Origin of the sequence: Prevotella corporis DSM 18810 = JCM 8529 (genome assembly GCF_000430525.1) — a bacterium.
Taxonomy (GTDB): Bacteria; Bacteroidota; Bacteroidia; order Bacteroidales; family Bacteroidaceae; genus Prevotella; species Prevotella corporis.
Genome location: NZ_KE387156.1, coordinates 190,075 through 210,989, shown reverse-complemented (window position 1 = coordinate 210,989; position 20,915 = coordinate 190,075). Strand labels below are relative to the sequence as shown.

Annotated in this window: 18 protein-coding genes and 1 pseudogene; 7 read left to right on the top strand and 12 right to left on the bottom strand. The window is 40.6% G+C overall.

From position 1 onward, the window contains the following. Nucleotides 1-3: 3 nt before the first annotated feature. Nucleotides 4-315, top strand: coding sequence for a helix-turn-helix domain-containing protein (locus H515_RS0111395; protein ID WP_021670260.1), 312 nt, complete (start codon nt 4-6; stop codon nt 313-315). 635 nt (nt 316-950) lie between these two features. After that, a complete protein-coding gene (locus H515_RS0111390) occupies nt 951-1,370 on the top strand; it encodes a plasmid mobilization protein (protein WP_028901968.1) in 420 nt (139 codons plus the stop codon). Nucleotides 1,371-1,386: 16 nt separating this feature from the next. Here the strand turns inward: H515_RS0111390 and H515_RS0111385 are convergent, their stop codons facing one another. The 9 genes and pseudogenes from H515_RS0111385 to H515_RS0111345 form a co-directional block, all read right to left on the bottom strand. Then, a complete protein-coding gene (locus H515_RS0111385; protein WP_028901967.1) occupies nt 1,387-1,872 on the bottom strand; it encodes a hypothetical protein in 486 nt (161 codons plus the stop codon). A gap of 1 nt (nt 1,873) precedes the next feature. Further along, nucleotides 1,874-4,099, bottom strand: coding sequence for a peptidase domain-containing ABC transporter (locus tag H515_RS0111380; protein ID WP_025877544.1), 2,226 nt, complete (start codon nt 4,097-4,099; stop codon nt 1,874-1,876). 6 nt (nt 4,100-4,105) lie between these two features. Then, nucleotides 4,106-5,077 (bottom strand): hypothetical protein, encoded by a 972-nt coding sequence (locus H515_RS0111375; RefSeq protein WP_025877542.1) that lies wholly within the window; start codon nt 5,075-5,077, stop codon nt 4,106-4,108. Beyond that, nucleotides 5,061-5,303 carry a hypothetical protein gene (locus H515_RS0111370; protein ID WP_004362754.1) on the bottom strand — a complete coding sequence of 81 codons (243 nt, stop codon included), beginning with the start codon at nt 5,301-5,303 and terminating at the stop codon, nt 5,061-5,063. Before H515_RS0111370 ends, H515_RS0111375 begins: the two co-directional genes overlap by 17 nt. After that, complete coding sequence (gene gwsG, locus H515_RS0111365; RefSeq protein ID WP_025877539.1) at nt 5,267-6,241, bottom strand: grasp-with-spasm system ATP-grasp peptide maturase; 975 nt, start codon at nt 6,239-6,241, stop codon at nt 5,267-5,269. The genes H515_RS0111370 and gwsG overlap by 37 nt, the downstream gene beginning before the upstream one ends. A 78-nt stretch (nt 6,242-6,319) precedes the next feature. Further along, nucleotides 6,320-6,538 carry a hypothetical protein gene (locus H515_RS0111360; protein WP_025877538.1) on the bottom strand — a complete coding sequence of 73 codons (219 nt, stop codon included), beginning with the start codon at nt 6,536-6,538 and terminating at the stop codon, nt 6,320-6,322. 29 nt (nt 6,539-6,567) lie between these two features. Beyond that, nucleotides 6,568-8,691 (bottom strand): outer membrane beta-barrel protein, encoded by a 2,124-nt coding sequence (locus H515_RS0111355; protein WP_230583444.1) that lies wholly within the window; start codon nt 8,689-8,691, stop codon nt 6,568-6,570. A gap of 372 nt (nt 8,692-9,063) precedes the next feature. Next, nucleotides 9,064-10,041, bottom strand: a pseudogene (locus tag H515_RS13545) (DNA topoisomerase); the annotation flags it as partial. Nucleotides 10,042-10,062: 21 nt separating this feature from the next. Continuing rightward, the gene (locus H515_RS0111345) at nt 10,063-11,466 is read right to left on the bottom strand and encodes a DUF3945 domain-containing protein (protein ID WP_025877534.1); all 1,404 of its coding nucleotides are present in this window, start codon (nt 11,464-11,466) and stop codon (nt 10,063-10,065) included. 490 nt (nt 11,467-11,956) lie between these two features. Here H515_RS0111345 and H515_RS0111340 point away from each other — a divergent pair, with 490 nt between their 5' ends. Together H515_RS0111340 and H515_RS0111335 are read left to right on the top strand one after the other, a co-directional pair. Beyond that, the gene (locus H515_RS0111340) at nt 11,957-13,912 is read left to right on the top strand and encodes a TonB-dependent receptor plug domain-containing protein (RefSeq protein ID WP_025877531.1); all 1,956 of its coding nucleotides are present in this window, start codon (nt 11,957-11,959) and stop codon (nt 13,910-13,912) included. A gap of 2 nt (nt 13,913-13,914) precedes the next feature. Beyond that, complete coding sequence (locus tag H515_RS0111335) at nt 13,915-14,355, top strand: DUF2141 domain-containing protein (protein WP_025877529.1); 441 nt, start codon at nt 13,915-13,917, stop codon at nt 14,353-14,355. Nucleotides 14,356-14,452: 97 nt separating this feature from the next. On the opposite strand, the gene mobC is transcribed toward H515_RS0111335, so the two are convergent. From mobC to H515_RS0111320, 3 genes are all read right to left on the bottom strand, one after another. Continuing rightward, nucleotides 14,453-16,459, bottom strand: coding sequence for a conjugal transfer protein MobC (gene mobC, locus H515_RS0111330; RefSeq protein WP_025877527.1), 2,007 nt, complete (start codon nt 16,457-16,459; stop codon nt 14,453-14,455). 66 nt (nt 16,460-16,525) lie between these two features. Continuing rightward, the gene (gene mobB, locus H515_RS0111325) at nt 16,526-17,806 is read right to left on the bottom strand and encodes a conjugal transfer protein MobB (RefSeq protein ID WP_025877525.1); all 1,281 of its coding nucleotides are present in this window, start codon (nt 17,804-17,806) and stop codon (nt 16,526-16,528) included. Continuing rightward, nucleotides 17,803-18,216 (bottom strand): plasmid mobilization protein, encoded by a 414-nt coding sequence (locus tag H515_RS0111320; RefSeq protein WP_025877523.1) that lies wholly within the window; start codon nt 18,214-18,216, stop codon nt 17,803-17,805. Before H515_RS0111320 ends, mobB begins: the two co-directional genes overlap by 4 nt. Before the next feature lie 589 nt (nt 18,217-18,805). Here H515_RS0111320 and H515_RS0111310 point away from each other — a divergent pair. The 3 genes from H515_RS0111310 to H515_RS0111300 are packed head-to-tail and all read left to right on the top strand — an operon-like array spanning nt 18,806 to nt 20,893. Further along, a complete protein-coding gene (locus H515_RS0111310; RefSeq protein ID WP_025877519.1) occupies nt 18,806-19,609 on the top strand; it encodes a division plane positioning ATPase MipZ in 804 nt (267 codons plus the stop codon). Beyond that, nucleotides 19,596-20,123, top strand: a complete 528-nt coding sequence (locus H515_RS0111305) for a DUF3408 domain-containing protein (RefSeq protein WP_028901965.1) — start codon at nt 19,596-19,598, stop codon at nt 20,121-20,123. The genes H515_RS0111310 and H515_RS0111305 overlap by 14 nt, the downstream gene beginning before the upstream one ends. Further along, nucleotides 20,120-20,893, top strand: a complete 774-nt coding sequence (locus H515_RS0111300; protein ID WP_028901964.1) for a hypothetical protein — start codon at nt 20,120-20,122, stop codon at nt 20,891-20,893. Before H515_RS0111305 ends, H515_RS0111300 begins: the two co-directional genes overlap by 4 nt. Nucleotides 20,894-20,915 lie beyond the last annotated feature (22 nt).

The window sequence follows — 20,915 nt, the reverse complement described above, 5'->3', positions numbered from 1 at the left end:
ATTATGGCAGAGAATGAAATCATTACGCAGGAAGACCCTCAGATGCAGTTATTTTCACAACTGATGGAAGGTACTTTGAAGAAGTTGGAGCGGTATTGTGCCACAGCTCGTCCGATGTTAGATGGCGAGGTTTACCTTTCGAGCGAGGAAGTGTGCAGCCACTTACGGCTCAGCACACGCACGCTCCAAGAGTATAAAAATGCAAGAATACTTCCATTCTACAAAATCGGAGGGAAGATACTTTACAAACAGAGCGACATACAAACAATGCTTGAAAAGTATTATAATCCAATACCGCAAACAGGTAAGTTATGAGTTAAGTTAAGAAATCAGTCGCGACTTAAGTAAAATGGTCAGTTATGACTTTGGTCAAAAAAATAGTTTCGACCTAAGTCAAAATTAACTTTAGTCAAAAATATGTCAGCTCATAAAGTCAGTAAGTCAAGAAATTAGTCAAAACTTATCTCTTGACTTACTTTTTGAACTTTGAACTCTCGTCTATCAAAAGCACCCCAGAAAGGTTGCTTTATGGAACATAACAAACTATCTCTTTCTTTATTATTGGTGTCCGCTAAAAATAATAGCAGTGTTTAGAAATGTCTGTTTTGTCGGACAGCCGACGTCTTGGACATGTAGAGAGCCTATTTCAGGGTTAAAATCGCAGGAAAAGGCTAAAAAACGCAAATAGGGGCATGCTTCATAGCTCCAATATCAAATACAGAGCCCAATTTTTAGCGGACAGCCGTTGAAATAGTCCAAAGGGGGGCTTGTCAAGCAGCGATTTCCGTAAATATGGGGATAAAAATAGGTTTAGCGGACAGTAATATTTCTTTATACTGGCAAGGTGTGTTTTTGTGACACTAACTGCCGTTTGTACCACAAAGACCCTTGCCCCGAAAGGGGATTAAATCACTCCAAAGTCGTGATTAGAAGAACAAAAACAAGAGAATATGGCAAGCGATAAATCAAGGAAAAGGGTAGCGAAAAAGTATGGTGATATGCCCGACAAGTGGGACGATTGGCACGTCCGCCTGCCCGACCCGAAAGAGCAACTTCGGGTGATAGAGCTCTATCACAGGTCTGGTTCAAAATCCAAGTCAGAGTTTGTGCGTGCAAGGCTTTTGGGTGAGCATTTCAAGGTGATAACGGTGGACAAGTCCGCCGTGGAGTACCACCGCAAGCTCTCTGAACTCACAGCCCAAGTACATAAGATTGGAGTGAACTACAATCAGGTGGTGCGACTGATGCGCCTTTATACGGCAGAGAAAAGCATACAGGCATTGTTGCGGGAGCTTATCGGTTTGACAAAAGAACTCACTGCCTTGCAAGAAAAAGCAGTGAGTTTAACCATTGACTATCGAGAGAGATAAGGAATGTGCGATGGAATTATATGTCCCCAAGCATTTTTTGTAGCAGATTGCCCGATGTTCGAGTTATCTGGAAATCCACCGTTTGGTTTTCCACAGTTTTTATGTCGGCTGACTTGAAACGGCATAGGGCTTTCTGACGCTCCAATGTGTCACGGACGGAAGAAAGGTCTTGTATCTGTCCTGCAAATGTTCTGTAGGGAGATTGTAGATAAATCATTTGTCCCTTCGTATCTTCAGGACGCTTATTCTCGAACTTCAATAAGATGGTTATATCCGTACTGTCCGCCGGTGTTGCGGTTGTTACTCTGTGTATGGTAGCCGTTCCTGAATACACCTGCTTATAGGGCAGGAAATAGGCTATGGCTAACAGACAAAGCAACACAGCCCCAATGGCGGTGATGCCGTATCGGACAAGCGAGGAGGGTATCTGTCCCACGATGCTGCGTACTTTCTCGCTGCGAAGCTCAAAACTCCGTTCCTGTTTCTTTGCTTGTTTGTCCATATCAGTTGCCCAATTCTAATTGATTCTTCACTAAGGCAAAGTATTTGCCACGTTTGGCGGTCAGTTCTTCGTGTGTACCCACTTCTGCGATTTTGCCTTCGTCAAGCACTACTATCTGGTCGGCATTGCGGACAGTGGAAAGGCGATGTGCCACCACGATAACCGTTTTTCCTTTGTAGAAATCCGAGAGGTTTTCGGTAATGGCTCGCTCGTTGTTGGCATCGAGGGCGTTGGTGGCTTCGTCCAAAAATACGAACATCGGGTTCTTATAGACTACCCTTGCAATAAGGATGCGTTGCCGTTGTCCCTGACTGATGCCCTGCCCGTCCTGTCCTATCATCGTGTTGTAAGCCAATGGCAGGGCTTCTATATAGTCGGCTATGTTTGCCACACGGGCAGCATGGCGGATACGCTCGATATCGGGTTCGTCGTCCGAAATGGCAATGTTTCTCGCAATGGTATCGGAGAAGAGATAGCCCTCCTGCATCACCGCTCCGCATTGGCTCCGCCACCAACCGAGATTGTATTCGCTCAGATTGGCATTGCCTATCCGAATGCTTCCATTCAGGGGTTCATAAAATCCCAGAAGGAGTTTTACAAGCGTGGTCTTTCCACTTCCGCTCGCTCCCACGATTGCGGTTACTTTGCCGTTGGGTATGTAGAGATTGATGTCGGAGAGAATATCTTTCGGACTGTAGATGTCGTATTTAAAGGATAGGTCTTTTATCGTGAGGGAATGTCCCTCGGCTGTTTCGTCCGTATAGGCATTTTGTGTCCTATCAGCATTTTCTTCGTTGGTTTCGGTATGTATTTCGTTCATGCGGTCAAGGCTGATGCTTACGTCCTGCCATGAGTAGATAAACTGGATGAGTTGTTCCACAGGACTGTTGAGCTGTCCGATGATGTACTGCACCGCCAGCATCATACCGAGCGTCATGTTTCCGTGTATCACGGCAGTGGCGGCAAGAACGGTAATGAGGATGTTCTTCACCTCGTTGATGGTGATGCTTCCTGCCTGCTGTACTTGTTGCAGATTGAGGGATTGCAGATTGACCTTGAACAGGTCGGCTTGCACGTCCTCCCATTCCCAACGCTTGTGCTGCTCGCACCCCTGCAGCTTGATTTCCTGCATACCGCCTAAAAGTTGGTAGGTGACGTTGCGGTTGCGTCCTGCCTGCTCAAAATACTTGTAGTCCAACTGCCTGCGCTTTTTGAGGAAGAGAATAATCCAACCTGCATAAAGCGATGTCCCCAAGAGGAAGACAAGGAAAATGCCAAGATTATAGACAGCAAGGACGACACCAAAGACAAGGAAGGTGAAGAACGAGAACAGCAGATTCAGGCTGCTTGATGTGAGGAACTGTTCCACTCGTCGATGGTCTTCAATGCGTTGCAGGAGGTCGCCCATCAGTTTGGTGTCGAAAAACTTCATCGGCAGTTTCATCAGTTTGATGAAGAAATCCGATATGAGCGAGATGTTGATGCGTGTGGAGATGTGCAGGAGTATCTTTGAGCGGATAAACTCGATGGCGGTACGACTGAAAAGGAGCATCATTTCTGCCAGCAGCACCAACCACACAAACCCGATGTCCTTTCCCCCGATACCTGTATCTACAATAGCTTGGGTGAGGAATGGAAAGACAAGTTGCAGGAGTGAGCCGAGCAACAAGCCGAGAATGAGTTGTGTAAAGAAACGCTTGTATTTCTTGAGATAGCTCCAGAGAAATTTCACTCGGCTTTGAGTCGGCACTGCTTCCGTATCGTTTTGAGCATAGAATTGTTCTGTTGGTTCGAGGAGAAGAGCAATACCTTTCTCCTCGCCATTGGTCTTGGTGCTTATCCAATGTTCGCAAAACTCCTCTTTGGTATAGGTAACATGTCCTTTGCCCGGATCTGCCACATATATGGTATATTTTCCTTTATTGTGATTTTTTATCTTATAAACAACAACAAAATGATTCTGATTCCAATGGACGACGCAAGGTAGAGGAATTTCATGGGCGAGGGTATTGAAACTCAAACGTCCTCCAATAGTTTTGAAGCCGATGGTTTCAGCGGCTTTGCTGATACCAAGAAGAGAGACCCCGTCTTTGCCTAAGGAACAAATCTTCCGTAATCCATCCCTATCAACCTGTCGTCTATAATAGTTGACCACTATTGCTAAGCATGAAGGACCACAATCCATAGCATCGCGTTGCTTGATATTGACGAACTTGGTTTTCCGCATCATAAATTAAATTTTAATGTGAAACTTTTCCTCAGACATAATGATTTCTCTTGCAGGATATATTGCATATCTAAGAGCATTGTCTTTAAGTTCTTCTATTTGATCTGGAGATATTTTCCAAAAACGGCGAAAACTAGAACTATGAACAATTTGACAAATATCAATACATTTGTCAAATTTTCCATATGTTTCAGGTAAATACAAATCATTTCGGATGAATCCAATTTTGTCTATTGCCATTTTATTATTATAAAAGGTATTATAATGAAAAGCCTCAGCAAACATAGCTCGATTAATGATTAATCTATCAATCGGCCATTTCTTCTGTGAAAAATATTGAAGTGTTCCTTGAGTTGTTAGAACATCATCCGCAAAAGATAATTCCCGAGTATTACAAATAATTATTTTATTTACCTTTTTATTAGTTTCAGTAATTTGTGTAGCATCTTTAACACGAAAATGCTTTCCATCAATATATAGGATAATAGACCTCAGACACGACACTCGAAAAAAATTCAAAAAAAATGAAACAAATTCATTTGTAATATCATTTCCCAAAAATCTTATCTCTGCATGTTTACAATGTAATTCTTCTATTGCCTTAGCAACTTCAGATAAATTATAATTTGAAGTAGATGAATACTCCAACTGTAATCGTTTTATATGCGAAGGTGAAAATTGGGGCAAGATTTTAGGGTAACAAAAACCTGAGATGTCAGATGTTAAAAAGCCAATTCCTATTTTTAGAAAATATGCAACCCAATTATATATAACCTCCGAATTATGATAATTCGAAGCTACTGAACCTATGGTATCATTTTTCAATAAATGAAGTAGCTCAAATGCATCTAATGGTAGTATTTCTATTCTGTTGCTATTTAGTAAATAGACAGCGCATCTTTTAGAATCAGAGACTGGGTAACAATCTCCAAATAAACAGAAATACTTATTATAGAATTTACTATTTAACCCTTTCATTGCAATCGGAATCTTCTATTAATATGTTTGACATTGGTACAGAATCCAAATAATTGTTTAAACTCTTGGTTTGAAGTTGAATAGAAGAACTAAATTTAACATGCATATAAAGTTCTCCAATTTCATCTGTTTTCTTTACTTCAAGAAATCTAAAAACCAATGGAACTTTTTTAAGATCCTTATTATATATTAATTGTTCAAAGTTATGTCTTTTTTTATCAGCCATTCTGCAATATTTTTTTCAACACAATAACCACAAGAAATTGAAGGAGACAAATATTGTCCAACAGGATTCACTTCGAGAAAATAATATTTTCCATCTATTCCTTTTAAAACATCTATAGAGCCTGTGTTAAGGTTAAGAGTATTCATTAATTTTCGGATTTTTTCCTTGAATTCATCTGGGAAATTATAAGGTACCCATCTAGAAGATTGATAATTTTGTTTTACATCTACGGTTCTCTTCCTACCCTTCTTTTGGGGGACAATTGCGGAAGAATAAAATTCACCATCCAAATAAAATGTTCGAATTTCATATTCCGATTTTATCCGTTCTTGAAATAAACTAGGAAAAAATCTATTGGGAAGAGAAGTTAACACTTTTTGATTGATTTCTGTTACATAGGAAGAATACGTTTGTTCTCCAATCGTATAATAAGAAAAACCGTTTAATGGCTTATAGATTATAGGAAATTTTGCGTAAAATTTTAATAAATCGTCTTTCGATGTTGAAATCAAAGTTCTTGGAGTATATAATCCGCACGACTTTGCAATAGAAAGAACAATTTCCTTATTGACTTCTAAAACTGATGGCTTTGGTAGCCAATTCTTGTCTTTCAGTAAATAAAAGAACAATTCTGATAAATGTGCTAGTTCACTATTTGTTTCAGCATTAAGGCGTCTATTTATTTCTCCCAAATTATATGAAAGACGAAAATCAAAATTCACCTTAAATCTCCTATAAAAGATAGAGCCAATTTCTTTTGTAAGATTTAGAGAATTATAAAGCACCTCCTTTGTCGTACTATCAATTGATAAAGTATTAGTTTCGTTAATAAAATCTTTTAAACATACTTTGACGTAAGGATGCTTAAAATACTCCAACCATTCTGTTACAGGGTCAGTTCCTTGTTCGTAAAAATTATAAGTCAATATTAATACCATAAAAGAGGAAGGAAAACAATCTGTACACGCTACATAATAGTAGCGTGTACAGATAAAATTAAGGGTTACGAACAACCATTAAATACCATTTAGTTCTTGCTGAGAAATGCTATCATAGCTTTCGCTGTGATCATGATGGTTGGACGTGTCATTGTGATTCGAAGTATCATCATGGTCTGATGTGTCATCAGAATCAGATGATACCGCCACTTCAATAGGACTAAATGCACCAACAAGGTGAATTTGTTCGTTAGCACTAAGAGACTCGAAGTCTTTCAAATCTAAAATACTTTTCATAATTACATTAAAATTTAGTTAAACAATTTTCAGTTCCTTGTTACATTATGTATAATAGAACTGAATTTCTTTACTTTATTTCTTGAAGAAAAATGATATACAAGTTGAATGCCAACTCTTCTCGTATCTGTATTATTTTTTCTATATTCATTAAATCCATTAGCATATATTCTTGATTGCATCTGATTTTGTTTGAAAATATCATTAGCAAATAACGATATTCTGAAAGCATCATTTAATGTTGAGAATGTATATCTAAATGATAAATTCGACCTTGGTTCTTCTTTTGTATTCTCGAATTGTGAAATAGGAAAATAGGAAAAAGTAATATTTACCCTGTGCTTACGATAATTAAAGCCAAAAGGTAAAGAAACAGCAAGATACTTATTATTATATTGAGAATTATTCTCTGATATCTTGAAATTCCCTGTTTCTAAACTGATATTGGGAGAGAGGTAAAAAAACTTCCAATATTGTGAATAATAAACACTTGCAGTAAACATATGTGAAATACCAAGACTTGTATATTTATAAAGGAATTTATTGTTTTGATAGGCAGGAAGAAGAATCCACCAGTTTGCACGACGACATCCTCCAATATTAATCCCCAAATTCCCTCTTCGGTATGATAAATTCAATTGACTGTTTCTATATGGTTTAAGGTCGCTATTGCCTGTAATATCTATTCCTTCATTTTCTTGTTTTGTTATGCCAGCAAGTTGCCCAGAAAGAGGTCTTGATGTATTTTGATCATACCTTATACTAAATTTATGACCTTTTATTTCATAACCAAGCAGAATATGAGGATCCACATAAAAATAATGCGTTTTATGACTGGTTGAGTAATCAAAAGTAATTCCTGCGTTAAACTCAAATTTTCCTAAAGAACCATTCAAATACATATCTTGCCTAAATGTGTGTTCCCAAAAGTCCTGTAATTTGATGTTATGAAATACATCTTCAGCCGTTAAAAACATGTAAGAGTAAGAACTGAATGAGCGAATCTTGAATTTAGGGTTTCTGAATGTGTATGTATAATCAACAGAGGCGTTAGGCGTGATATTATAGCTCTTCATACTCTGAAGTAATGTGTTGTTAGTATTTCTCAATTTGTATTGGTCATTCTTGTTGTTAAATGCCATCTCTAAATGGAGTTTATGCTTGTTCTTCTTCAAATCAAAATAGACTCCGGTAGTGAAAAAACGATAAAATTGAGATGCATCCATATCAGAGACATTACCAAACACATTTGAAGTTCGAACTTCTTTGTTGTTAGACACAAGGTAATTTATTAATACTCCTGCATTTACTTCTTTTGAAAGGTTATAATTATTAGCGTAATCAACATAAAAGTCTTTCGTTTTTTTCTGTTTAGCATCCTCAATGTCTTTTACAACACCATTATCAAAAACATATTGCCTTGTAGAAGAAGTCGGAGAACGATATGGATTTGTCCTTAAATAAAGGCTATTTGCTAATTTTGCAGTATTTAACACGCCACGAGTGTTGATAGTCCCATAATCACCTTCTCCTCTTGAGTATTCTGCGGTAGTTGTAGTTTCAAATCCTTTTATAATTACAGAATTTACAATAAGTTCATAACTATTACCTTGCGGTAATCTTTTAAAAATTATAGATGAAACATTTTCAGCAAACAAACTCTCAAGCATTTGCAACATATCTGCTGTCAGTTGTCTGCTTATCCCTTGACTGCCAAATCTTACAGATACCACAGGAAGAGATTTATAAGTTAACTGACTGCTATTCTGAATAAATCCAGGAACTTTTTGCAATATTTCAACCATATTGTTATTTTCAAAAATCGTAATACCCTTTATTTGTATTTGATCTTCCATAAGTTTGCTTTTTACGATAGGTCTCTTGCCTAGTACGATTATTTCCTCCAACTTTTTTTCCAGCTTAGTTTGGAATGTAAGATGAGATTTTACATCGTCACACCCAACAATTGTATCAAGAACCTGTTCTCCAAAATATGCGATAGTAAAATGATAAGGACAATCATTTCCCTCAAAAGAAAAATTCCCGTTTGGTGAGTATAATTTCAACGAGTCCAACTTTGAAGCCCCCACCACTTTCAATGTATAATTTATAAAAGGTTTACCGTCTTCATCAATAACATTTCCTGTTATCATTGTTTGTGAATACAGATTCAGAGAAATAAAAGCTATTGGTATAGCGATGAAAAATTTAAGATGTTTCATACTTAACTACTTATTTGTAACACCAAAATCAAAAGGTTAAATTTTTTTCAAAGGTATGAAATATATATTGTATTTGCAAGAAAACCACTCATTATTTTTTATTAGGCATATCTTTTCTCGTTAAAGTTAATAGTCTTTCTTAAAAAAACATTATATTTGCGGCAATAAATCAAGTGTTCTTTGAGGCATTGCAGAATAAAGAAAGGAAAAGTAATCCGCTCGTTTCCAAGTCGTAACCCTTTTCTTCTTTATTTGTTGTCATTTCATTGATTATCTGAAAGATATAAATTTCTAAAATCTTTTGCGGGGATAGGTCGTGATTTTCTTCTCATAGAGGCTCTGGGCAATCGAGAGGGTCTTGTCTGCTGAAAAGCCGTGGCGTCTGTTGGCTTCCTTCTGCAAGGCAGTAAGGTCGTACAAGAGTGGTGGCGACGTATGTCCTACCTTTCTTGCGACCGATTCTACCGTAAGCTGGCTCTGACTGCGAAGCGCAGCGAGGGCAGTCTGTGCCAATGCTTCATTCTCATAGTCTTTACAGCCGACGGCTTTCAGCGATATGCCCTCTTTCTCTGTGTGAACGGATAATTTCCAATAAAGTACGGAAGAAAAATCACGATTTTCTATGTACCGACGGCAGACCATAGCAAGGGTTGGAGTCTGTACCCGTCCCAAGGAATAGCCCCCTTTGCGGGCGATGGACAATGCACGGCTGGCATTGATACCCACAAGCCAGTCAGCTTCGCTTCTTGCCTTGGCTGAATAATAGAGATTGTCGTAATGGCTTCCCGGCTTAAGATTGGAAAGTCCTTCACGGATAGCTTTGTCCGTCAATGATGAAATCCAAAGACGGTCGAAAGGTTTTCTGCAACCAATATGTTGATAGATGTAGCGAAATATGAGTTCTCCTTCCCGTCCTGCATCGGTGGCTACGATGATGCGGTCTGCTTTGTCAAAGCAGGAACGTATGACTTTGAGTTGTTTTAGTGCCGTAGGATCTGATATATATTCCTTGTCCTTGCGCACTTGGCGGACAATAAGTTGGAAAGGATTGGGACGGATAGGCAGGTCTTCGGCTTTGTAGGCAGAAAAGCCGTAGGCTTCAGGCATAGCAAGGGCGATGAGATGTCCCATTGCCCATGTAACCATATAGCTGTTACCTTCCAATTGAAAATCGGCGGACGGAGTGGAAGCCAAATATCCGTCCTGCTTGTTCGTTGCCCCAACGATACGGGCTATATCTCTGGCTACCGAGGGTTTCTCGGCAATAATACAAGTTGTCATAGTCGATAATAGAATTAAGGGTTATAGCTTACGTCCACGGGACTTCTTCTGTTTGTTTTCGTCCTGTTTCTGTTTTTGAGCGGCAGTGGGCTGTGTCTGCCCAGTCTTCAATGGCTCTTTCACGTTCTTCGTAGCTTCGTTGGTCTTGCCGTGGTTGTTCACGGCTACCTGCGTCTTGTGTTCTTCTGCCACAGCTACCACCTTTTCCTTGCCAGCATCCTGCTTCTTGTCAGGATTCCACTTGTAAAAACGTGGGCGGTTCTGCTCCTTGTCCATACGGACGTAGGCATTGAAGGACTTGCCCTCCTTATCGACCATGTTCTTCAAATAGAGTGTGCGACCGCTATCCAAGGCTTCACGCTGTTTTTCTGATAACTCCAAGCCGCAAAGCTTATGTGGGACACTTTGCTGCTGTGTCTGCTGCTGATGTTCCTTGAAACCACGGTTGTTGGCAAAGATGAACTCAATGCCTTTCTTTTCGGCATTGACCTGAAGCGTGGCATTAAAAGACTTGCCGCTCTTGGCAGTCATACCTTCCACTTTCACGGCTTTGCCTTCCACAAGGTCTTTATACTGAGCGTCAGAAAGGGTAACACCCTTGATTTCCTTGGGGATGTTCACACGGTCGGCACGCAGGGCTACAATTTCGTTGGTCTGTGGATCGATGGAGACATAGGCAGAAAAAGGATTGCCGTTCTTGGGCGTTACTTCGATTGTCTTGCCAAGGTTGCCCGTAGTGAGTAGTTGTTCTTTCTCTTCGGGAGAGAATTTGTAGCCCATATAGGGGAAGTCGAGCTGTGGCTCCTTGCGTAAAGGGTGGATAGCTAAGCCAATATTGCCACTATCGTCCGTGCGGAAAGCAAGACGTGCTTCGGTGTAGATAGTTGTATCACCAATAGGTACGGCAATAGTAACAAGGTTACTCTTCTGCCAAGAAAGCATCTTTTCTAACTCTCCACTTTGTTCCAGTCGTTCACGGGTAAGACCGAGGTTGTCGAGTTGCTTCCAATCAATCTTCGATTCATCAATGACTGTAGCGCTCTTCTTTTTCGGCAGATAATCGTCAAAGGATACTCCAATCTCTGTCAGTTGCTGTTTGCTTTCTGGCTTCTCACGGTTTTGCAGCATGGTGCGCAGGTTGTCCATGCCCTGTTCCACATTGCTTGCCACGACCTTGTACAGCCCGAAACGGGTCGGCTCGTTGAACTGACGGAGGAAATTCTTCATAAAATTCTCCAAGAGTCCCTCCTTGCTGTTGAACTTCAGGAATGCCGCTTGGTTGGCTGCGGTGGCTTCGGTGGTTTTGAGGTTGCCCTTGTCGTCGATACCAGATACTACGGAGAGTTTTCCCGTTTCCTTTTCGTTCTTTACTTCCGTGCGGTCTTCCAAGACCAGCACATAGTTGTCATTGTTGTTTGATTCCATAAAATCACATTTAAATGATAAATAAATCTTTGTTTAACAGCAAAGTTATAGCAATGAAAGATACCAATTGAAAGGTTGGTATAAAGAAGGAAGTATATAGAAAAAAAAGGAAGTTTATATTGTATATTTGTGGGAATATTACCAATCTGAAGATTTCAAAAAATGTGTTTTTATTAGAAGTGCACCTCTATTAAATATAAGCTCGATGTAAGTACAATTAACTTGATTTTATCTAACGAAGTTGTATTTTCAATTCAAAACCCAACACAAAAAAGATTTTTCAAAAGAGTGAGTTAACCTTTATTGTTAGGCTCTGTTGCAAGTTCCAAAATGAAGTGCAATAAAAGAGTGTTCCTTTTTCTGCGTAACATTTCATTATAAATTCTTGGAACATTAATAGAAAAAGTATATTTTTGCATAGAGGATAATAAAATCCCAATATTTTTGATTTAAAATGTTTCATTTTCTACAATTTACAATAGTTAGACTCATGGGCTTAATAGCAAGTCTTATAATTGGAAGTCCATCTCAAGCTATGGGCAGGGGGCAGGCTGTCATAACTACTCTCCCGAAGGACTCCTTAGCAAATGATACAACCATTTTAAACTCTAAAGCGGATACGCTTTCTAATGTTGTGATATATGGCCGTAAGTGGGCAAAAATTTCTCGCTATTCGGCATTGAGTATGCCTTTGAGTACCTTAGATTTACAAACAACTCCCGCAGCTTTAGGTGATGTTCTTGGTGGGCTTCAAGTAACTCCAACAGTTCAAGGTAATGATACTGATGGCAGATTAGTAGTAGCAGGGGGAAATCCTAATGAAACTCAAACCTATGTAGATGGGCTACTTGTAATGCATCCAAACACCCTTGGAATGAATAATCTTAGTGTAAGAAGTAGATTTAGTCCTGAATTGTTTCAGGATATTACACTACACTCTGGAGGCTATAATGCTGCAAATGGGCATGCTCTATCAGGGATTATTGATCTCAAAACAAATACACTCCCAAAAGACAGTAAGAAGTTGACTACGGCGATAAATACAACAGGGGCATCTCTTTCTCTATTATTAGGCGGTCATAAAAATCAGTTCTATGTTAAAGGTAGCTATTTGGATATGACTCCATATGGGCTTATCTTTAAAGACTCTTATGATTGGAAGCGAAGATATAACCAACAAAGCCTTGATTTATTATACAGCACGCAAGGTAAGTCTTGGGAAGTGAAGATGCAAGGCTTTGCATCTCTGGCTGGTGCAAAGTATTCTTTTAGTACTATTGATAAAGTAAAAAAAGAGCAGGGACTGAACGAAGATTTTTTGTTTTATCAACTCACTAGCAAACTCAAACTACCAAAGTATTGGACAGCTTCATTGGCAAGTAACGTGTCTCTTTGGAGATTTGAAGGAACCGATGTTATTCAGCATAATGACAATGTTATGACGCGAGATTTTGCCTCCCATAGTCGCCTTGATATACAGTATCGTGGACCGAGTTCATGGAATATACGTATGGGGGTTGATAATCTCTTCCAAAAGTATCGTCAAACATATACGCTAGGTCAAAACTACCGAATGTCTTATAATAGTAATATATTTGCTAGCTATGCGGATATTCAATATATTCAATCATATTTCACTGGTAATGTAGGAGTTAGAGTTGAATATAACTCTTTATCTCATAAAACCGATTTTCTCCCGAGATTTTATTTTGGTTGGAAAAATAATGATCATCTCTTGGCACTTGCCACAGGTAAATATCTTCAAGCACCATCTTCAGATTTTTTAAAATTCTCCTCACATTTAAGAAGTGCCACCGCATGGAATAGTATGCTAACATATAGTTTTATTCCCAATAGAGACAAGTTCTCTGCTTCTCTATTCTATAAGAGGTATACCACTCTGCCAACCTATACTAAAAATAATGTACTCCCCGCTTTTTGGGAATATAAAATGGATGGTAGTGGATACGTTTATGGTGGTAATGTCTTCATTAAAAAAGGCATTGGTCTTTTTGAGGCTTGGACTTCTTATGCGCTTACCTTAGGTAAAGTTCGCAGCAACGATCAAGACGTAGCAATGCCTCTTGCTTATGCGGCTAAACATAATATCAAAACGACATTAAAATATTGGATTCCCAAATGTAGAATTTTACTAGCAACTAGTTATTATTGGGATTCTGGGATTAGCGCCATCAAAGGCATCTCTGTACCCTCACGATCACGTCTAGATTTGTCCTGCTCATATCTACCTGCGCCTAAAGTTTTGATACATTTTTCTATGCTCAATGTATTGGGAAAGCGCAATTTTTGGGGAGTTGAACTATCTGATGAAGACTCTTCAAGGTTTCAATATATAACAAGTCCCTCAAAGTGTTTTATATACTTGGGATGTTTTATCACACTAAGCAATAACAATAGACATAACATTAATCCAATAAAAATATGAATATGAGAAAAATTCTTTCGCTTGTAATTTGTTGTATATCTCTAGGAAGTCTGGGGAATGTTTTTGCTCAGAAAGAACAGGCATTACCTAAGGTAAAACTAAAGATTAAAGTACAAAATGTCGAATCTAATGAGGGGCGTATTATGATTGCGGTCTATAACTCGAAGAAGACATTTCTCAAGAAAGCATTCACTGTAATGTCTGTTCAGACAGATAGTATTTCTGTAAGACCAGCATTTTTAAGTTTACCAAAGGGAGTATATGCTATTTCTTTATTTCAAGATGCCAATAATAATGGAAAATTGGATACTGGTACCTTTGGTATTCCGACTGAAAAGTATGGATTCAGCAATAATGCAGAGGTATTTATGGGACCTCCAAGTTTTAAAAGCAGTTCATTCAATCTTGATAAAGATACAACAATTACTATTAACTTAAGGTAGAGGTAAAAAGAGCATAAGATACTTCAGCTGCAAAGGAAATCTTTTATATAGGGGGTTATAAAGAAGAGCAGATTTGCAACACAATAAATAGTAATATCTATGACTCTTTTATGATATGAGATAATTCTGGATCATTTTTAATTCGTGCAATCTCACTCTTCACAAGAAACTGCACGTCTTGTTTGATACCTTTATAGTTGGTTTCGATAGTCTCTTTGAGATTATCGGAGCCATCTTCATCTTTGAATTCCACTATCACTGGGATGGGCTGGTATGCTTTCATTTCAGCCGACACCTTGGCACTATCCACGACAATCTCCGCATGGAAAATCTTCTGGTCGATGCGTTCGTCAAAATTGTCGGATACGGCACCCACGAACATACCTTGTGTAAGGTTACTGATTTTTGATGCAGGTATAAGGCTGTCCATCTGAGTGGAGATAGAAGTTGATTTGTCGTTTCGGTTGATGGTCATAGACTGCCGCCGCTGGAGCACCTTACCAAAACGCTCAGATAGCGTCTTGGCAGTTTCGCCTACAACCTGCCCAGAAAAGACATTACCCACCGTGTTCTGTATTACCTTGCTCTCCTTATCTCCATAATCACGAGTTAGCTGCGAGAAGTCTTGAAAGCCCAGACATACCGCCACCTTGTTGCTTCGTGCTGTGGCAATGAGGTTATCCAAACCACGAAAGTAAATCGTCGGCAACTCATCGATGATAACTGAGGATTTGAGTTGCTTTTTCTTGTTAATAAGTTTCACGATACGGCTGTTGTATAATCCAAGTGCTGCCGAATAGATATTCTGACGATCGGGATTATTGCCTACAACCAACACCTTTGGCTCATTGGGATTGTTAATGTCGAGTGAGAAATCATCGCCCGTCATCACCCAGTATAATGCTGGTGAAATCATTCTTGACAAAGGAATTTTTGCCGAAGCTATCTGTCCCTGCAACTGGTCCTGTGCACCTCCCTCCCAAGCGTCCATAAAGGGGGAAAGATAATTGGCTAATTCATCGTAGGAAGTGAGTATCGGGAAAATCTGTGCATAAGGACGGTTGAGAAATTCGATGGCATGAGGAAAGGTGCAATACTTTCCGTTCTCATAGATTTTCAGAAACCATATAATGGCAGCCAGCAAGATGATGGGTGACTCCACGAAAAAATCTCCCTGTTTCTGTGTCCAACTGCGGTTTAAGTTAAGCATAATGGTGTAGGCACTCTCGTAGGCGTCCGATATATCCGTCATAAAGGCGGGATTGATAGGATTGCACCGATGGCTTCTTCTTGGGTCGTCGAAGTTTATCACGAAGAACTGCGGCTTTACCTTGTAGGCATCCAAATGATGAAGCAAGTGATTGTAAGCAATCTCTGAAAGGTCGGGAAACTTGTAATCGTAGATGTACATGGCAAAGCCTTTCTCAATCTGCTGTTTGATGTAGTTGTTGACAATGGCATAGGATTTACCAGAGCCCGGCGTGCCCAGCACCATTGATGCGCGGAACGGATTGACTACATTGATCCAGCCGTTGTTCCACTTCTTTTTATAGTAGAAGCGTGTGGGGAGATTGACCGAGTATTCATTTTGCATCAATCGTGTTTCCTGCATGAAACTCTCATTCTCCGTGTTGAATACATCGTCCATCAGGTTGTTCTTGAGCAATCGACTCATCCATACGCCGCCCATCAGCAAGCAGATATAGCCAATGGACAGCGTAAATATATAGAGCGAAGCCGCCCCTATCTTGCCAATGGGCAATGCCAACAGCCACCAGTTGAGAAAGAAAAAGACGAAGCCGGAGAAAAGCACCGTCCAAATCTTTGGCCACGTGATTTTCTCTTCCTTCACGCCTTTCGTCCCTAAACAGGACAGGGCAAGGAACACCACACAAAAAAGTTTCGTCCAAAGGATGGATGAAAACAATCCCGTAGTTCGCTGGAAATTCATCAGTATCTTGTTGATGATACCGAGCGTAAAGTGCCACTCGTTAAACGCCTCGTAACAGAACCAATAACAGTTAATCAAGAGAAATATCACTGATATTCCCCGCATAAAGTCCATGACTTTACCCAATGCCCTTAAATCGTCTTCCTGTGCCATAATCGTATTGTTTTGGGAGCCTCCCCCAACCCCTCCTAAGGAGGGGAGATAGAAATGCTCGTTTGTTTAATGTTTTCTTCGTCTAAGATTTACCTTACTTTGTCTTCGGAGTTTACGCTGCCATGCCGCCTCCTTCCAATCATCGTTGCCCGTAGATAGGAAAAAACCATCTGCCATATCCTCGATAAGTTCATCGACAAGGTTGTCGCTGTCCTCCGTATTTGCCTGCAAAGGCTGGACAGTTGTCGATTGATCCAAACGGGCAGCAGGATAGCCATACAGCGTTTTGTCCAAGAACGGGTTGTCCGTTGGATTGGAGAAATACGTATGAAAGACATTGGCAGCATATCCCTTGCCCAATCGGGAGCCGTTGAGCGCAATTCCCTCTTTATCGTCAATAAAGGTAATGCCATAGATACGACCGCTTTCGTTCTTTCGGATAACCACCCGCAAGCCCTGTTCCTCCAATCGTTGTAGCAGGTCTTCCTCTGTCTTTGGAGAGGTACGCATTGTTTGTAACACCCTGTACCTTATGATTGATATCAATGGCTTGATAGCTTGTTTCGACTTCTGCATCCTGTTCTGTACGGAAGTATAACCTACGCCACGCCCGATGTCCGAGGCATGGATGGGTGTGCCTGCCTTGTTGCCCTTATCATCTGTTGGAACATAGACTAAGCCGTCATACTTCTTTCCCCGAAACTCCGTTTTTACTTCTTCTACGACAAGGTTATATTTGCTCAGAATCGCGTTCAGTTCACCCAAGGAACAGAAACGATAATGTTTCAGTACCATGCGGAGGGCATTTGCCACCTGCTCCTTGATATTCTCTTTACCAATATCTACCTTGGGCGTTTCTGCTACTGCCTTCTCAGTTACCTTTGAACTTGGAATGAGACCAAATTTTCTTTCCAAAGCATCGGTAATTTGCTTGCTCCTTCGCTTTTCAAACCTGTCGTTGATCTTTCGACCATCACCATCTACCCTTAGCGATACGATGTGTATATGCTCACGAGCGATGTCGCTGTGCTTGAACACGATATAGGGCTGCTTGCCATAGCCAAGTGCTTCCATATACTCTTTGGCAATCTGCGTGAGCGTTTCATCAGATAGTTTCTCGTCCGGATGTGGATTGAGCGAGCAATGGAACACCGTTTTCTTCGTTCGGCATTTCTTTGGTATCAGAGCCTCCATATCGGCAAACACCTCTGCCATCGTATAAGTTCCCTCTTTGTTTTGATACAAGCCTTGGGCAAGAAGAATGCTCGCTTCTTCTTTTTCCACCTTTTTGAAGTTATAGCCGAGTGCTCCGCCAAGGTTTTCCGTGGAAGAAATCTTGGCTATCATTTTTTCCGGTAATCAATGGTCAGACTGATGGTCTGCTGCTGTAATTCGATAATCTGTTGGGAGAGTCGCTCCATTTTCTCCAGCATAATTCGGGCGGTTTTCACACCGTGATAGCTGTTCAAAGCCCGTACCGCCTGATTATACAGCACGCCAATCTTATGGATTTGTGCCGTCAGTTCAGAGAGTTTTCTGTAATATTCCACGGCGGATTTATCCACCGTTATCACCTTGAAACTCTCCCCAAGAATGCGACCACGCACGAAATCCGACTTGGTTTCTGCACCCGAACGCTGAAACAAATCTATCGCCCGTCGCTGGTCCTTGGGGTTGGGCAACCGTACATGCCAGTTGTCCCAACGGGGTTTGCCTGACATTTTCCGTTCTGAACCGTATTCTCTTTCTTTATCCATATCCATTTGGTTTCTAATTACGACTTTGGAGTAATCCTTCTCCCCTTCGGGGCAAGGGTCTTTGTGGTACAAACGGTGGTTTGTGTCACAAAGACACACCTTGCCAATATCAAGAGTTGATGCAATAGAAGCATCCACCTGTAAGGGTGTCCGCTTCGGATAGTTTACCCCCATGTTTTCTATCTGCCTGCAAAGTTACAGTGGATTTTCAAATATCTCATTATCAGCGACATTCACTCTTTTTCCTTTCATTTCCCTGCATTTCATAGGCGTCATAAAATCAGCCGAAATATCATTTATTTTGCAGTCAGAACGAGCGAACAATGGTATGATGTCACAAGCAAAAGACATATCATATTACTGCCTGCTTGCACCAAAGATGATAAGAAAGAACAATGCATATTCATAACAATTTATTGTCATGACAAACTATTGTCAGTACAACAGATTGTAAGAACTTGAAATCGTTCTTTAGGACTATCGTATGAACCAAATGTAGTCAAAACAAACTGTCTGCTGATAACTTTTAAGAATAAAAGAACATCCAAACATCAAATAGACAAATAATATAAACTAAGAAATTATCATTATGGAGAACAAACAACAACGCCCCCTCTTTTTGGGGTTCTCCTCGCAAAAGGGAGGAGTCGGGAAAAGTACGCTTGCCGAAATCGTAAGCAGCATATTGTACTACGAACAAGGCATCAACCTCTTCGTGATGGACTGCGACCTGTCGCAAGACTCTTTCTACAAACTGAGGGAACGTGAGAAAAGTATCGTTCAGGAGAGCGAAGAGCTTTCCAAATCCATGCAGGAGTACTTTCATCACCTTGGCAAAAAAGCATACAGAATTTACAAGTCTGCACCCAAGGAAGCCGTCAGGACTGCACGAAGTAAAATCGACGGAATCAGCAACGAGAAGTACCAGTTGGTTATATTTGATTTCCCGGGACATGCTGGAACAACCGAACTGATGGAACTGTCCCTTCAGATGGACTATATCCTTTCTCCGATTGAAGCCGACATTCAGTCGCTGGTTTCATGTCTGGCATACGCCAAGACTATCACGGAGATTGGAGTTTCGATGTCCGACTCCCGGATAAAGGATATTATCCTGTTCTGGAACAAGGTGGACAGAAGAGTAAGGAACATCATCATCGATGAATATACAAAGCTCATCGACGAATACGAACTCACGCTCCTGCCCGGCTATGTATATGCCACGCACCGCTTCTCTCACGAACTTTCCACATACGGACTGCGTGGAGTGTTCCGCTCTACCTATCAGCCCCCTGCAAGGGGATTACGAACGGGTACGGGTCTGGACGAACTCGTCAATGAGATAATTCAACGTCTCAAACTAAAAACGAAATCAGAAAATGGCAACGATTGAGGAAAGAAAACAACAGCTGGAAAACAAGCTGAAGAAAATGGCAGAGGACAATGTCGTGGTAAAACCTGTCACGATACCAAACTCCTTCGACCCTTCCGAGGATACTGAGTCCTCCCCTGCAACATCAGGGGAGGAAGACAATAATTTAGAAGAGACGAAAGAAATGAAAACAGCAAAAGAAAAACCGGTAGATGAAATAGAAAGAGAGGAAACGGGGAACACGGAACAGAAACGGGAAAGGAAACCGAAAATGGAAAAGCCCGGCGTGCCCTCCCTTTCCATAGAGGACTACCGTTCCCTGTACTTTCATCCCGTCCGCTCCCAAATGCGGACAGCCTTCTCCATTAATCTGGAAACGCTGCAGAACCTGCGCAACGTGTTGCAGGACTTGGGGGAGCGTGTTTCCATAGCCGCATATATAGACAACATTCTTAGGGAACACCTGCGTGAACATTTGGAATTGCTCAACAGTGCGGCAGCAAAACAAAGACGCAAGACAACAATAACACTATGATGGAAACAATACTTTTCAGTTTTATACTGATACTCATCATCATTTGGATAATGCTGGGTATCCTGTACTTCTATATGCGGTATGTATCTCCGTATGGCGTCCTTATCAAAAGAAATAAAAAGTGCAATGAGCAGACTAAGGAGAATGAAGCGAAGAAGAAAAAAGACGGACAAAAAGGAGAAGGAACAGAAGAGCAAGCCGAGTTTGTACTGATTGGCAAAAGCCGTTCCATTTCCCCTGTTATCCCACAAGCTCCCTCTGCTTCATCATCTGAAAATTCAAAGCAGAATAGTAATAATTTTGTACCGCAAAACTCCGAAAATAAAGATGACATGAAGGAAGAGGATAACGAGATGGACGTTAGCTACGAGATGGAAAGAGAGGACGAAAACGAGGTTGCTCGCGAGGAGCTGAGTCTGCCCATTGAGTCCGCATCTGAAGATGGCGAGGTATCCAGTCAATCTATCCTCGCACGTGACTTAGGTCGCATGAGAAAGTGGCGTAAGAACAGTGATGAGGTAGATGATGCCGAAGTCAAGGAAATAGTCGGTCAACTTAAAGGCACTGACTTTATGGAGAAATACAAGGAGTATGTCGCCAAAATGCAAGGTGAGCAGTCCATCCTGCTGGATATAATCCGAAGCGCAGAGGAAGGAGAAGAGCAGACAGATGAATTGTCCACTTTCGATTCCTCCAGAAAGAACTTTTCTGACAATATGATGACGGAAACTGACGATATGGGCGAGCGTCCACTGTCATATTATCTGTAAACTAATGTTCTTACTCATATTA

Bases quoted from the DNA above. Each gene is read 5' to 3' on its own strand.
- H515_RS0111395 (WP_021670260.1), top strand. From the start codon at position 4: ATGGCAGAGAATGAAATCATTACGCAGGAAGACCCTCAGATGCAGTTA.
- H515_RS0111390 (WP_028901968.1), top strand. From the start codon at position 951: ATGGCAAGCGATAAATCAAGGAAAAGGGTAGCGAAAAAGTATGGTGAT.
- H515_RS0111385 (WP_028901967.1), bottom strand. From the start codon at position 1,872: ATGGACAAACAAGCAAAGAAACAGGAACGGAGTTTTGAGCTTCGCAGC.
- H515_RS0111380 (WP_025877544.1), bottom strand. From the start codon at position 4,099: ATGCGGAAAACCAAGTTCGTCAATATCAAGCAACGCGATGCTATGGAT.
- H515_RS0111375 (WP_025877542.1), bottom strand. From the start codon at position 5,077: ATGAAAGGGTTAAATAGTAAATTCTATAATAAGTATTTCTGTTTATTT.
- H515_RS0111370 (WP_004362754.1), bottom strand. From the start codon at position 5,303: ATGGCTGATAAAAAAAGACATAACTTTGAACAATTAATATATAATAAG.
- gwsG (WP_025877539.1), bottom strand. From the start codon at position 6,241: ATGGTATTAATATTGACTTATAATTTTTACGAACAAGGAACTGACCCT.
- H515_RS0111360 (WP_025877538.1), bottom strand. From the start codon at position 6,538: ATGAAAAGTATTTTAGATTTGAAAGACTTCGAGTCTCTTAGTGCTAAC.
- H515_RS0111355 (WP_230583444.1), bottom strand. From the start codon at position 8,691: ATGATAACAGGAAATGTTATTGATGAAGACGGTAAACCTTTTATAAAT.
- H515_RS0111345 (WP_025877534.1), bottom strand. From the start codon at position 11,466: ATGGAATCAAACAACAATGACAACTATGTGCTGGTCTTGGAAGACCGC.
- H515_RS0111340 (WP_025877531.1), top strand. From the start codon at position 11,957: ATGGGCTTAATAGCAAGTCTTATAATTGGAAGTCCATCTCAAGCTATG.
- H515_RS0111335 (WP_025877529.1), top strand. From the start codon at position 13,915: ATGAGAAAAATTCTTTCGCTTGTAATTTGTTGTATATCTCTAGGAAGT.
- mobC (WP_025877527.1), bottom strand. From the start codon at position 16,459: ATGGCACAGGAAGACGATTTAAGGGCATTGGGTAAAGTCATGGACTTT.
- mobB (WP_025877525.1), bottom strand. From the start codon at position 17,806: ATGATAGCCAAGATTTCTTCCACGGAAAACCTTGGCGGAGCACTCGGC.
- H515_RS0111320 (WP_025877523.1), bottom strand. From the start codon at position 18,216: ATGGATAAAGAAAGAGAATACGGTTCAGAACGGAAAATGTCAGGCAAA.
- H515_RS0111310 (WP_025877519.1), top strand. From the start codon at position 18,806: ATGGAGAACAAACAACAACGCCCCCTCTTTTTGGGGTTCTCCTCGCAA.
- H515_RS0111305 (WP_028901965.1), top strand. From the start codon at position 19,596: ATGGCAACGATTGAGGAAAGAAAACAACAGCTGGAAAACAAGCTGAAG.
- H515_RS0111300 (WP_028901964.1), top strand. From the start codon at position 20,120: ATGATGGAAACAATACTTTTCAGTTTTATACTGATACTCATCATCATT.